This window comes from Streptomyces sp. NPDC055254 (assembly GCF_053606025.1).
This window is the reverse complement of sequence record NZ_JBSGQV010000005.1, coordinates 299,642-312,264: the sequence shown is the minus strand read 5'-3', so window position 1 is coordinate 312,264 and position 12,623 is coordinate 299,642. Positions and strand designations below refer to the sequence as shown.

The window sequence follows — 12,623 nt, the reverse complement described above, 5'->3', positions numbered from 1 at the left end:
GGTGCCGCCCCCCACTCGGGGTCGGCGGGCCGGGGGGGGGGGGGGGGGGGGGGGGGGGGGGGGGGGGGGGGGGGGGGCGGGCCCCCCCCCCCCCCCCCGCGTCCCACTCTGGGTGGAGTCATGCACACTCGGAGTCAGGAGGCCTCATGCGTCGTCCCTTTGCCCGTGCTCTGGCGGGGGCGCTGACCCTGGTGGCGGGAGCGGCCGCGGCGCCGCTGACGCAGGCGCCGCCGGCGGTCGCGGACAGCGTGGTGATCGGCGGGAAGCCGGTGAAGGTGGCCGACAGCCCCTGGGTGGTGGCCCTCGCCAGCCGTGACCGGTTCGGGGGTACGCGGGGCGGACAGTTCTGCGGGGGCGTCGTCGTCGCTCCGACGAAGGTGGTGACCGCGGCGCACTGCCTGGGGCGCCAGGTGCTGGGCGGCCCGGTCGAGTCCGTTCCCGACCTCCGGGTGATCGCCGGACGTACGGAGCTGGGCGCGACCGACGGCCGGGAGATCGCGGTGCGCGCCGCCCGGGTGAACCCGGACTACGACCCCGCGAGCAACGCCGGGGACCTCGCCGTACTGGACCTGGACGAGGCGGTGCCCGCGCACTACGTGCTGCCCATGGCCGGCGCGGGGCATCCCGGCTACGCGGCGGGTAGCGAAGCGTCCGTGTACGGCTGGGGCGACACGAGCGGCTTCGGTGACTACGCCTACGCGCTGCGGGCGGCGCGGGTGACCGTGCTGTCGGACGAGGCCTGCGGGCGCGCGTACCCGGGGGACGCGGGCGGGCAGTACCGCGCCGACTCCATGGTGTGCGCGGGGCACGACGAGGGCGGCAAGGACGCCTGCCAGGGCGACAGCGGGGGCCCGCTGGTCGCGCAGGGCAGGCTCATCGGGCTGGTTTCCTGGGGACGCGGCTGCGGGCGGGCGGACAGCCCGGGGGTGTACACCCGCATCGCCCCGCTCGCCGACTTCGTGACGGGCTCGGAGAGGGCCGCGCGGCCCTCGGTGGCGCACGGCACCGCGGGCGGGCTCGGGAGGCGCTCCGGGGCGGACGTAGGGCCCGTGCGGGGGCACCGCGGCGACGGGCTGCGGTACGCCGGGCGATCGCGGACATGAGGACGGGCGGTGTTCCTGGGTCACAGGAGCACCGCCCGTCGACCGGCCTGGCCGGTCCTGGCTCGTCGGATGCGAGGTTAGGCCTTGTGTCAGCGGTCCTCGGGTTCGGCAGGGGCTGCCGGAGCGGACGTGAGCCGCTCGGTCTCATCCTGTATTTCCGCGGCGATCTTCTTGAGTTCCGGCTCGAACTTGCGCCCGTGGTGGGCGCAGAAGAGCAGTTCACCGCCGCTCAGCAGGACGACGCGCAGATATGCCTGGGCGCCGCAACGGTCGCATCGGTCAGCGGCCGTCAGCGGGGTCGCGGGTGTCAGAACAGTAGTCACGTCGCCTCTTCTCTAGCTCGACGAGCTGTCGTACCAGGGTCAACATCCAACCAGGCCGAAAACGTTCCCGCTCGCGGCTTTTCCTCGAAACTTCCTTCCGAAGCTGGCCGGCTGTTGCCGGTTGGCGGCGAAGGAGCCGTATTGCGTTGCTTTACGGTTTCGCGTTGTCAGTCGTTCGCTTGTTGCAGTTCCGTCCTCCCCGGCTGCGTGCCAGGTTGTTCATGAGGACGTGCCCGAACCCTAAATGGTTCATGCCTGGAAGGGAACGTGATGTTTCCTTCACCCTGACGGGGGATCGAACACCCGTACGGATCTGGACTAGGGTGGGGAGCCGGCGAGGGTGGCGTTGCATCGGCTCTACCAGGCCTCGGTACCCTTCGACGGGCAACCGAGCCACCCCTGCGCCCGACCGGGCCAGAAAAGAAATTCAGCGAGGAGCGAACTGCGTGACCGCCGACACGTCCGTGCCTTCCAGCGCGCTGCTGTCCGGAGCAGACCGGGACGGTTCCAACTACACCGCGCGGCACCTGCTCGTCCTCGAAGGCCTCGAGGCCGTCCGCAAGCGCCCCGGCATGTATATCGGTTCCACCGACAGCCGGGGCCTCATGCACTGCCTCTGGGAGATCATCGACAATTCCGTCGACGAGGCCCTGGGCGGCTACTGTGATCACATCGAGGTGATCCTCCACGAGGACGCCTCCGTCGAGGTCCGGGACAACGGCCGCGGCATCCCCGTCGACGTCGAGCCCAAGACCGGGCTGTCCGGCATCGAGGTCGTCATGACCAAGCTGCACGCCGGCGGAAAGTTCGGCGGTGGCTCGTACGCCGCCTCCGGCGGTTTGCACGGTGTCGGCGCCTCCGTGGTCAACGCCCTCTCGGCCCGGCTGGACGTCGAGGTCGACCGCAACAGCTCGACCCACGCCATCAGCTTCCGCCGCGGCGTCCCCGGCATGTTCACCGAGCAGGGACCCGAGAGCCCCTTCGACCCGGCCAACGGCCTTCGCAAGGTCAAGCGGGTGGCCAAGGGCAAGACCGGCACCCGGGTCCGCTACTGGGCCGACCGGCAGATCTTCCTCAAGGACGCCCGGCTCAACCTGGAGACGCTCTACCAGCGCGCCCGGCAGACCGCCTTCCTCGTCCCGGGCCTGACCCTGGTCGTCCGGGACGAGCGCGGCATGGACGGGGCCGGCAAGACCGAGGAGACGTTCCGCTTCGACGGCGGGATCAGCGAGTTCTGCGAGTACCTCGCGCAGGACAAGGCCGTCTGCGACGTCCTGCGCCTGACCGGCACGGGCACCTTCAAGGAGACCGTCCCGGTCCTCGACGACCGCGGCCACATGACCCCCACCGAGGTCACCCGGGAGCTCGGCGTGGACATCGCCCTGCGCTGGGGCACGGGCTACGAGACCAACGTCAAGTCCTTCGTGAACATCATCGCCACCCCCAAGGGCGGCACCCACGTCTCCGGCTTCGAGCGTTCGATCGCCAAGACCGTGAACGAGGTCCTGCGCTCCGCGAAGCTGCTGCGCGTCGCCGAGGACGACGTGGTCAAGGACGACGCGATGGAGGGCATGACGGCCGTCGTCACCGTCCGCCTCGCCGAGCCGCAGTTCGAGGGGCAGACCAAGGAGGTCCTCGGCACCTCGGCGGCCACCCGCATCGTCGCCGCGGTCGTGGCCAAGGAGCTCAAGGCCTTCCTGACCTCGACCAAGCGCGACGACAAGCAGCAGGCCCGGTCCGTGATGGAGAAGATCGTCGCGGCCGCCCGGACCAGGATCGCGGCCCGCCAGCACAAGGAGGCGCAGCGCCGCAAGACCGCACTGGAGTCCTCCTCGCTCCCCGCGAAGCTGGCCGACTGCCGCAGCGACGACGTCGACCGCAGCGAGCTCTTCATCGTCGAGGGGGACTCGGCCCTCGGCACGGCCAAGCTCGCCCGGAACTCGGAATTCCAGGCGCTCCTGCCCATTCGCGGCAAGATCCTGAACGTCCAGAAGTCCTCGGTTTCGGACATGCTCAAGAACACCGAGTGCGGAGCGATCATCCAGGTCATAGGAGCCGGCTCGGGTCGGACCTTCGACATCGACGCCGCCCGGTACGGGAAGATCGTCCTGCTCGTCGACGCCGACGTGGACGGCGCGCACATCCGCTGCCTGCTGCTCACGCTCTTCCAGCGCTACATGCGGCCCATGGTCGAGGCGGGCCGGGTCTTCGCCGCGGTGCCGCCCCTGCACCGGATCGAGCTGGTCCAGCCCAAGAAGGGGCAGGACAAGTACGTCTACACGTATTCGGACAACGAGCTGCGTCAGACGCTGCTGGAGTACCAGCGCAAGAACATCCGGTACAAGGACTCGATCCAGCGCTACAAGGGCCTCGGCGAGATGGACGCGGACCAGCTGGCGGAGACCACCATGGATCCCCGCTTCCGCACCCTGCGGCGGATCAACATCGGCGACCTGGACTCGGCCGAGCAGGTGTTCGATCTACTCATGGGCAACGACGTGGCCCCGCGCAAGGAGTTCATCACCAGCTCCGCGGCGACCCTGGACCGGTCGCGCATCGACGCCTGACCGGCCGACGGCACACCGGAGCTCTTCACCCCATCACCTGATGGGGTGAAGAGCTCCGGTACATCAGTCCCAAACCATCCATTCCGCACATCCTTGTGGGCACGCGGCCAATGCGGCAGCGGACAAGGAGAGTTCGGTGGACAAGCACGAAGGTCGCGATGCCGGAACGATCCGGCTGGACGACCCCTGGTACGACGCCCTCGCCGTGGGCTGGGGCGAGGGTGAGGAAACGTCCCCGACGCGTCCGGCCGCCGACCCCGGTGCCCGGCCCGGCCCCGGCGCGTCCGACATCTACCTCGAAGTGCAGCGCAGCGCGGCCTTCCAGGAGGTGCGCAGCCGGTACCGCCGGTTCGTCGTCCCCGCGACCGTCGGCTTCTTCCTCTGGTACGTCGCCTACGTGGTCGCCGCCACCGCGGCGCCCGGCGTGATGGCCCGGCCCGTCGCGGGCGCGGTCAATGTGGCGATGCTCGCGGGTCTCGGCCAGTTCCTCACCACCTTCCTGCTGACGTGGGCGTACGCCCGCCACGCGCGACTGCGCCGGGACCGGGCCGCGCTCGACCTGCGCTGGACCGTCTTCGAGCAGGAGCGGGACCAGGAGCGGACCCGGGCGAGGGGGAGCGGCCGGTGACCACCGAGCACCAGACCCTCGCACTGATCCTGTTCAGCCTCTTCATCGCGGTCACGCTGGGCATCACCACCTGGGTCAGCCGCAACCGGCACGGATCGGCCGAGGAGTTCTACGCGGGCGGGCGGTTGTTCTCCCCCATGGAGAACGGTTTCGCCATCGCGGGCGACTACATGTCGGCCGCCTCCTTCCTGGGCATCTCCGGTCTGATCGCCCTGTTCGGCTACGACGGCATGCTGTATTCGGTCGGCTTCCTCGTCGCCTGGCTCGTGGTGCTCTTCCTCGTCGCCGAACTGGTGCGCAACTGCGGGCGCTTCACCCTCGCCGACGTGGTCGCAGCCCGGATGAGCGAGCGGCCGGTGCGGATCGCGGCCGGCACCTCCTCGGTCGTCGTCTCGGTGCTCTACCTCGTCGCCCAGATGGTCGGCGCCGGCAGTCTCGTGGGCCTGCTCCTCGGCAATTCGAGCGCCGCGGCGCGGACGCTGACCGTGATCGGGGTCGGCGCGCTGATGGTGGTCTACGTGTCCTTCGGCGGGATGCGCGCCACCACCTGGATCCAGATCGTGAAGGCCGTCCTGCTCATGGGCGGGGCGATCACCCTCACCGTCCTCGTGCTGCTGCGCTTCCACGGGAACTTCGACCAGCTGCTCACCAGCGCCGCCGACCGCAGCGGGCACGGGGCACGGTTCCTGGGCCCCGGTCTCAAGTACGGCGGCGACTGGACCGCCCGCATCGACTTCATGAGCCTGGGTCTCGCCCTGGTCCTGGGCACGGCCGGACTGCCGCACATCCTGGCGCGCTTCTACACCGTGCCCACGGCGCGCGCGGCCCGCAGGTCGGTGGTCTGGGCGATCGCGCTGATCGGCGGCTTCTACCTGATGACCATCGTGCTCGGCTTCGGGGCGGCCGCGCTGGTGGGGCCGGACGCGGTGCGCGCCTCCAACGCCTCCGGGAACACGGCCGTCCCCCTGCTCGCCGCGTTCCTGGGCGGGGGCGCCGGATCGACCGGCGGCGCCGTGCTGTTCGCCTTCGTCGCCGCGATCGCCTTCGCCACCATCCTCGCCGTGGTCGCCGGGATCACCCTGGCCTCGTCGGCCTCGGTCGCGCACGACCTGTACGCCTCGCTCAAGCGCCGGCACGCCCGGCAGCGCAGCGAGGTCTCGGTGGCCCGGGCCGCCGCCGTCGGCATCGGGGCGGTGGCGATCGCCCTGGGCCTGCTCGCGCAGAACCTCAACGTGGCCTTCCTGGTGGGGCTGGCCTTCGCGGTGGCCGCCTCCGCCAACCTGCCGGTGCTGCTCTACTCGCTCTTCTGGCGCGGATTCACCACGCGGGGGGCGGTCTGGTCGGTGTACGGGGGCCTGGTACCGGCGGTGTTGCTGGTGCTGGTCTCCCCGGTGGTCTCCGGCAGCCCCGAATCGCTCTTCCCGGGCGTGGACTTCCAGTACTTCCCGCTCCAGAACCCGGGCCTCGTCTCGATCCCGATGGGCTTCGTGGCGGGTTGGCTGGGCACGCTCGCCTCGGGAGAGGAACCGGACGAGGCGAAGCACGCGGAGACCGAGGTCCGTTCCCTGACCGGCGCCGGGGCCGTCTGAGCGGCGCGTCAGGACCCGTCGGACGGGAGCCAGGTGTAGCGGTGTTCCGGGCGGCCGGTCTCCCCGTAGCGCAGAGCCAGGGTGACCCGGCCGGCCCGGTCGAGGAGCTTGACGTAGCGCTGGGCGGTCTGGCGGCTGATGCCCGCGCGGTCGGCGATCTGCTGGGTGGACAGCGGGCCGTCGGCGGAGCGCAATACGTGCCGGACCAGCTCGGCGGTGGTGGGGGAGTGGCCCTTGGGGAGCTCGTTCGGGGATCCGGCGGCGGCAAGGGCGCCGAAGATCCGGTCCACTTCGGCCTGTTCGGCCTCGCCGCCGGTGTCCAGGGTGCGGCGCAGGCTCCTGTACGCCTCCAGCCGGGCGCGCAGGCCGGCGAAGGTGAACGGTTTCACCAGGTACTGGAGGGCGCCGAGGCGCATGGCGGCCTGGACGGTGGCGAGGTCGCGGGCGGCCGTGACCATGATCACGTCGGTGCCCTGGCCGCGTTGGCGCAGGCGGCGGACCAGGTCGAGGCCGTTCTCGTCCGGCAGGTAGTGGTCCAGCAGGACCAGGTCCACCCGACGCGAGGTGAGCAGTTCCAGGGCCTCGGCCGCGGAATGCGCCTGGGCGATCACCCGGAAACCGGGAACCTTCGCCACGTAGGCCGCGTTGATCCGGGCAACACGCATGTCGTCGTCGACGACCAATACGTGGATCGGGGTCTCGTTCACCGCAGGGCCTCCGGGAGTACGACGGAGAATTCCGCCCCTCCGTCCGCTGCTTCACCGGCCCGGGCGCTGCCGCCCTGCCGCTCCGCGAGGCGGCGTACGAGGGCGAGGCCGAGCCCGCGCTCGCGGTGGGCCTCGGGCTGCTTGGTCGACCAGCCCTCGGTGAAGACCTCCTCGCGGCGCGCGGCGGGGACTCCGGGACCGCTGTCGCGCACCCGCAGCACGGCGGTACGCCCTTCCGCGCGCAGTTCCACCTCGACCAGGGGGGCCGTCGAGCCGGTGGCGGCGTCCAGGGCGTTGTCCACCAGGTTGCCGACGATCGTGACCAGGCCGCCCGGGTCCACCAGGCGGTCGGGCAGCAGGGTGCTCGCGGCCAGCCGCAGCGGGACGCCGCGCTCGGCCGCTACCGTCGCCTTTCCCACGAGGAGGGCGGCCAGGAGCGGGTCGCGGACCTTTTCGGTGACCTGCTCGGCGGTGGTGCGGTGCACCCCGGCGACCTCCGTCACGAACTCCGCCGCTTCCTCGTGCAGGCCCAGCTCCAGCAGGCCGAGGAGGGTGTGGAGGCGGTTGGCGTGCTCGTGGTCCTGCGCGCGCAGGGCGTCGATCAGGCCCCGGGTGGAGTCGAGCTCGCGGCCGAGGTGTTCCAGCTCGGTGCGGTCGCGCAGGGTGGCGACGGCTCCGCCGTCCTCGGTGGGCATCCGGTTGGCGACCAGGACCCGGGGCCCCTGGACGGTCAGCAGATCGTGCCCGGTGACCCGCCCGCACAGCACGTCGGCGGTGCGGCCCTCGCCGAGCACCTCGTCCAGCGGGCGGCCGGTGAAGGCGCCGGCGGAGTCCGGGGCGAGGCCCAGCAGGCGGGCGGCCTCGTCGTTGACCAGCCGGACGCGTCCGGTCCGGTCGAGCGCGATCACGCCTTCCCGGATGGAGTGGAGCATGGCCTCGCGCTCGGCGAGCAGGCCGGCGATGTCGGAGAAGGCGAGGTCCCGGGTCTGCCGCTGGATCCGGCGGGACAGCAGGTAGGCCACGAGCGCTCCGGCGGCGAGCGCGCCGCCCGCGTGGGCGAGCAGGCCGGGGATGGCTCCGAGCAATCGGTCGCGGACGCTGTCGTAGGCGATGCCGACCGAGACGGCGCCGACGATCTCGCCGTCGGAGGCGAGGAGCGGCACCTTGCCGCGCGCGGTGCGGCCCAGGGTGCCCTCGTCGATCTCCATGACCTCGCGGCCCGCCAGCGCGTCGCGGGGGTCGGTGGAGACGGGCAGTCCGATCCGGTCCGCGCTGGGGTGCGAGCGGCGGATGCCGTCGAGGTCGAGGACGACCACGTACTCGGCGCCGGTGGCCCGGCGGATCCGTTCGGCCGCATTCTGCACGGGCCCCTCCGCCGTGGGTCCGGAGTCCAGCAGTCCGGCGGCCAGCGACGGGTCCGCCGCCGCGCTCTGCGCGATGGCGAGCGCACGCCGCATGGCCTGGTCGTCGAGCTGCGCGCTGAGCGGGGCGAGGAACAGCCCGGTGGCCAGTACGACGACCCCGCCGGCGATGGCCAGCTGGGTCAGCAGGATCTGGGAGACGGCCCGTCGGGGCAGCCCGAGGCGCCGAGCGCTCATGAGAAGGAACCGCATGAGCAGCAACGGTAGGTCGGCTCGGGCACCAGCGGAATCTTTCCGCTCTACGAAATCCCTTGCGCTACCCGCGCCCGGCTTGCGCAAGCGATATCAGCGCGAAAATGCCGTCGGAGCGGCGGACGAGTCGGCAAAGGCTTCACCCGGCCCGACGGGCTGCTCTGCGTCCCCAACCCGTCGGGCGGGCCCGTTCCGCTGCCGGACGGTGTGAACGTCCTGCCGGCCGGCTCCGCCCTCGACGGCACGGGGCGGCTCCCGCGGGACACGGCGGTCCGGCTGGGGACCTGGCGCCGCGGCCGGACCGCCACCCCCGAGGACGGGCCGGCCCGGCCGTCACGGCATCGGCTGCGGCGGCCGGGGCCCGTGGTACTCGCCGTTCGGCCGCATCCGCAGCGGCCGTTCCTGGTACTCCTCCAGCGCGTGCGCGATCCAGCCCGCCGTCCGGGCCACCGCGAAGACCGTCTCGCCGGCTTCCGCCTCCATGCCGCAGGACACCGTCAGCACCGCGAGCGCCAGGTCCACGTTGGCGCGGAGCCCGCCGTGCCGGGCCATCACCGAGGTGACCTCGCGCGCGGCGGCCAGAGCGGGTCCGGCCGGCGGCAGTGCGTCCAGCCGCTCGAACAGCGCCCGCGCCCGCGGGTCCTCGCCCTCGTACAGCCGGTGGCCGAGGCCCGGCACCCGGCGCCCGGCCCGCAGGTACTCCGCCACCACCGGCGCCGCCCCGCCGCGCTCCAGCACCTCCACCAGCATCCGGTGCGCGAGCCGTCCGGCCGCGCCGTGCAGCGGTCCTTCGAGCGCGCCGAGCCCGGCGGACACCGCCGCGTACGGATGGGCGCGGGCCGAGGCCGCCACCCGTACCGCGAGCGTCGAGGCGGCCAGGTCGTGGTCGACCAGCAGCCCGAGCGCCAGGTCCAGGGCCCCCAGCGACGCGGGGTCCGGCTCCCGCGCGGTCAGGCGGGGCCACAACCGCCCGGCCGTCGAGAGGTCCTCGGCGCGCGCCGGGCCCCTCAGTGGCAGCGCGTCGACCAGCGTCGGGACCAGGCAGCGCGCGGAGCCGAGCACCGCCGCCTCGGACAGGTCGAAGCGCAGCGGGTCCGCCACGGCGGCGGCCGCTACGGCCACCCGCAGCCGGTCGACCGGACCGCTGTGCTCCGGCAGCGCGGCCACCGCCCGCCGCGCGGCCGCCAGCGGCTGCGCGGGGGCGGTGAACCGGGCTCCGTGGGGGAGCGTCCCGGTCCAGAGCCACTCCGCGACCTCCTCGTAGCGGTACCGCGAGGCCAGGGCCACGGCGTCCACGCCCCGGAAGTAGTACCGGTCGGACTCGATCAGCGTCAGAGCGGTCCGTACCGCGAGCTCCCCGGACGCAGCGGCCGCATCCCGCCTGCTCCGCCGGGCCAGTGCCGCCACCTCGGCGGCGTCGAAGCTGCTGCCCCGCCCGACCGGGTCGCGCCGGCTCGTGAGCTGCCCCCGGCTGACGTAGGCGTACACCGTCGCGGGCTTCACCCCGAGTAGCCGGGCGGCCTCCCGCGTGCTGATCCGGCGCCCGTCCCCGTCCGTCTGGTCGTTCATGACCAGCACCCTACAGGTGGATAGATATTGATTCAATCAAGATTGACAGAGATTCGATCCATCATCGATGGTCGATCCATGAACATCACTTCGGAAGTGCCCCGCGGTCTCGCGGGAGTCGTGGTCACCGGGACCGGTCTGGGAGACGTCAGGGGCCGCGAGGGCTTCTACCACTACCGCCAGTACTCGGCCGTCGAGCTCGCCGGAAGCCGGAGCTTCGAGGACGTGTGGCACCTGATGTTCCGTGGCTCCCTGCCCGCGGACGCCGCCGAGCGTGCCGCCTTCACCGCCGAGACCGCCCGGCCGCGCGCCCTGCCCGCCGCGGTGCGGGACGCCCTGCCCGCGCTCGCCCGGGCCTGCGCGCTCGCCGGTCCGCTCGCCGGACTGCGCGCCGCCCTCCCGCTGTTCGGAGCCGACGCGGGCTTTCGACCGGTGTACGACATCGACCCCGACCGCCGGGCCGCCGACGCGCTCGCCGCCTGCGCCGCCGTACCGACCCTGCTGACCGCGCTGCACCGGATCGGCCGGGGCCTGGAGCCGGTCGCTCCGCGCCCGGACCTGCCGTACGCCGCCAACTACCTCTACATGCTGACGGGGTGCGAGCCGGACCCGGCCCGGGCCCGCGCGGTCGAGCGGTACCTGATCTCCACGATCGACCACGGCTTCAACGCCTCGACCTTCACCGCCCGCGTCATAGCCTCCACCGGCGCCGATGTCGCGGCCTGCCTGACCGGGGCGATCGGCGCGCTCTCCGGCCCGCTCCACGGTGGCGCCCCCAGCCGGGCCCTGGACACCCTCGACGCCATCGGCACGAAGGACCGGATCGGGCCGTGGATCCGCGAGCGGGTCCTCGCGGGCGACCGCATCATGGGCTTCGGCCACCCCGTGTACCGCACCGAGGACCCGCGTTCACGCATGCTGCGTGACATCGCGCAGGACTTCGGCGGCCCCCTCGTGGACTTCGCCGTCGAGGTCGAGCGGCAGGTCGAGACGATCCTCGCGGAGCTCAAGCCGGGCCGCGAGCTGCACACCAACGTGGAGTTCTACGCCGGTGTGGTCATGGAGCTGTGCGGGCTGCCGCGCGAGATGTTCACCCCGACCTTCTGTGCGGCCCGGGTGGTCGGTTGGAGCGCGAACGTCCTGGAACAGGCAGCGGACACGAAGATCATCCGTCCGGCCGCCCGCTACACCGGCCCGCCCGCGCCGCAGCCGGTGCCACCGCTCGGCTGACACGAGGCGGGGCACCGCGGCCGGTGGCGGCTGGCTACGATCGACCGGGTGAACAGCAGGCAGCCCCTCCCCGTCGTCGTCCTCGCCGGTTTCCTCGGATCCGGCAAGACCACCGTGCTGAACCACCTCCTCGCGAACCGGGGCGGCACCCGGATCGGTGTCGTCGTCAACGACTTCGGCTCGATCGAGGTCGACGCGATGTCGGTGGCCGGCCAGGTGGGGGACTCGATGGTGTCCCTCGGCGGCGGCTGCCTGTGCTGCGCCGTCGACGGCAGCGAGCTGGACGCCTACCTGGAGAAGCTCGCGGCGCCCGTGCACGGGATCGACGTGATCGTCATCGAGGCGAGCGGACTGGCCGAGCCGGAAGAGATGATCCGGATGCTGATGGCCAGCGAGAATCCCGACATCCGCTACGGCGGCATGGTGGAGGTCGTGGACGCCGCCGAGTTCGACGCCACGCGGGCGAAGCACCCGGAGACCGACCGCCACCTCGCCGTCGCCGACCTGGTGGTGCTCAACAAGACCGACCGGGTGGACGCGGCCGCCCTGGCCCGGATCGAGGCGGAGCTCGCCGGGCTCTGCGCCCCCGGCATCCCGGTGGTGGCGGCCGACCGCGGGCGGATCGACCCCGAGCTGCTCTTCGACCGCCGCCCCTGGACCGAGACCCGGGGGCAGCTCTCCTTCGAGGACCTGCTCGCGGAGGCCGACGGCCACGACTCCTGCGCGCACTCGCACGAGCACGTGCACGCCGCCTACGAGAGCGTGGAGTTCACTTGCGAGCAGGCGCTCTCCCCGCGCCGGTTCATCGACTTCCTCGACCGGCGCCCGGCCGGGCTCTACCGGATCAAGGGCTTCGTCCACTTCGGCGTGCCCGGGCACGACGAGCGGTACGAGGTCCACGCCGTCGGGCGGTTCCTCCGCTTCGCCCCGCAGCCCTGGGGCCGGGACGAGGCGCGCGTGACCCGGCTCGTCCTGATCGGCTCCGGCACGGACGGCCCGGGACTGCTCCGGGAACTGGAAGCCTGCCGCGAGGCGGCCCCGCAGGACGCGCGGCCCGAGAGCATGTGGGGCGTGCTGCGGTACGTGGCGCGGCCGCCGGGGCCGGCGCCGCGGCCGGGCGACGACGACCCCGAGCCGGACCTCGATCCGGACCCAGACCCAGACCCGGACCTGGAAGCGGACCTGGAACCGGATTTGGAACCGGACCCGGACCAGTAACCGGCCCTCGGACCGTCCGGGTGCTGATATCCGGGGGACGGCGGAGGTGACCGGCGACGGGCGGCGACGGCCTTGC

Annotated in this window: 10 protein-coding genes; 6 read left to right on the top strand and 4 right to left on the bottom strand. The window is 72.5% G+C overall.

Going from position 1 to position 12,623, the window contains the following annotated elements:
* Positions 1-146: 146 nt before the first annotated feature.
* Positions 147-1,103 (top strand): S1 family peptidase, encoded by a 957-nt coding sequence (locus tag ACWFQ8_RS08285; protein WP_453785389.1) that lies wholly within the window; start codon positions 147-149, stop codon positions 1,101-1,103.
* Positions 1,104-1,192: 89 nt separating this feature from the next.
* Here the strand turns inward: ACWFQ8_RS08285 and ACWFQ8_RS08280 are convergent, their stop codons facing one another.
* Positions 1,193-1,426, bottom strand: coding sequence for a DUF7455 domain-containing protein (locus tag ACWFQ8_RS08280; protein WP_150517480.1), 234 nt, complete (start codon positions 1,424-1,426; stop codon positions 1,193-1,195).
* Positions 1,427-1,872: 446 nt separating this feature from the next.
* Between ACWFQ8_RS08280 and ACWFQ8_RS08275 the strand changes: the two genes are divergently transcribed.
* The 3 genes from ACWFQ8_RS08275 (at position 1,873) to ACWFQ8_RS08265 (ending at position 6,210) form a co-directional block, all read left to right on the top strand.
* Positions 1,873-3,993 carry a DNA gyrase/topoisomerase IV subunit B gene (locus ACWFQ8_RS08275; protein ID WP_453785388.1) on the top strand — a complete coding sequence of 707 codons (2,121 nt, stop codon included), beginning with the start codon at positions 1,873-1,875 and terminating at the stop codon, positions 3,991-3,993.
* A gap of 136 nt (positions 3,994-4,129) precedes the next feature.
* A complete protein-coding gene (locus ACWFQ8_RS08270; protein WP_453785387.1) occupies positions 4,130-4,621 on the top strand; it encodes a DUF485 domain-containing protein in 492 nt (163 codons plus the stop codon).
* A complete protein-coding gene (locus ACWFQ8_RS08265) occupies positions 4,618-6,210 on the top strand; it encodes a solute symporter family protein (RefSeq protein ID WP_453785386.1) in 1,593 nt (530 codons plus the stop codon). The genes ACWFQ8_RS08270 and ACWFQ8_RS08265 overlap by 4 nt, the downstream gene beginning before the upstream one ends.
* A gap of 8 nt (positions 6,211-6,218) precedes the next feature.
* On the opposite strand, the gene ACWFQ8_RS08260 is transcribed toward ACWFQ8_RS08265, so the two are convergent.
* The 3 genes from ACWFQ8_RS08260 to ACWFQ8_RS08250 all read right to left on the bottom strand — a co-directional run bounded on the left by ACWFQ8_RS08260 (position 6,219) and on the right by ACWFQ8_RS08250 (position 10,099).
* Positions 6,219-6,875, bottom strand: coding sequence for a response regulator (locus tag ACWFQ8_RS08260; protein ID WP_453785416.1), 657 nt, complete (start codon positions 6,873-6,875; stop codon positions 6,219-6,221).
* Positions 6,876-6,913: 38 nt separating this feature from the next.
* A complete protein-coding gene (locus ACWFQ8_RS08255) occupies positions 6,914-8,530 on the bottom strand; it encodes an ATP-binding protein (RefSeq protein WP_453785385.1) in 1,617 nt (538 codons plus the stop codon).
* Between the two features lie 333 nt (positions 8,531-8,863).
* Positions 8,864-10,099 (bottom strand): citrate/2-methylcitrate synthase, encoded by a 1,236-nt coding sequence (locus tag ACWFQ8_RS08250; protein ID WP_453785384.1) that lies wholly within the window; start codon positions 10,097-10,099, stop codon positions 8,864-8,866.
* 78 nt (positions 10,100-10,177) lie between these two features.
* Here ACWFQ8_RS08250 and ACWFQ8_RS08245 point away from each other — a divergent pair, with 78 nt between their 5' ends.
* Positions 10,178-11,329: a citrate synthase/methylcitrate synthase gene (locus ACWFQ8_RS08245; RefSeq protein ID WP_453785383.1), complete on the top strand. Its 1,152-nt coding sequence runs from the start codon at positions 10,178-10,180 to the stop codon at positions 11,327-11,329.
* A gap of 48 nt (positions 11,330-11,377) precedes the next feature.
* Complete coding sequence (locus ACWFQ8_RS08240; RefSeq protein ID WP_453785382.1) at positions 11,378-12,547, top strand: CobW family GTP-binding protein; 1,170 nt, start codon at positions 11,378-11,380, stop codon at positions 12,545-12,547.
* The last annotated feature ends 76 nt before the right edge of the window (positions 12,548-12,623 follow it).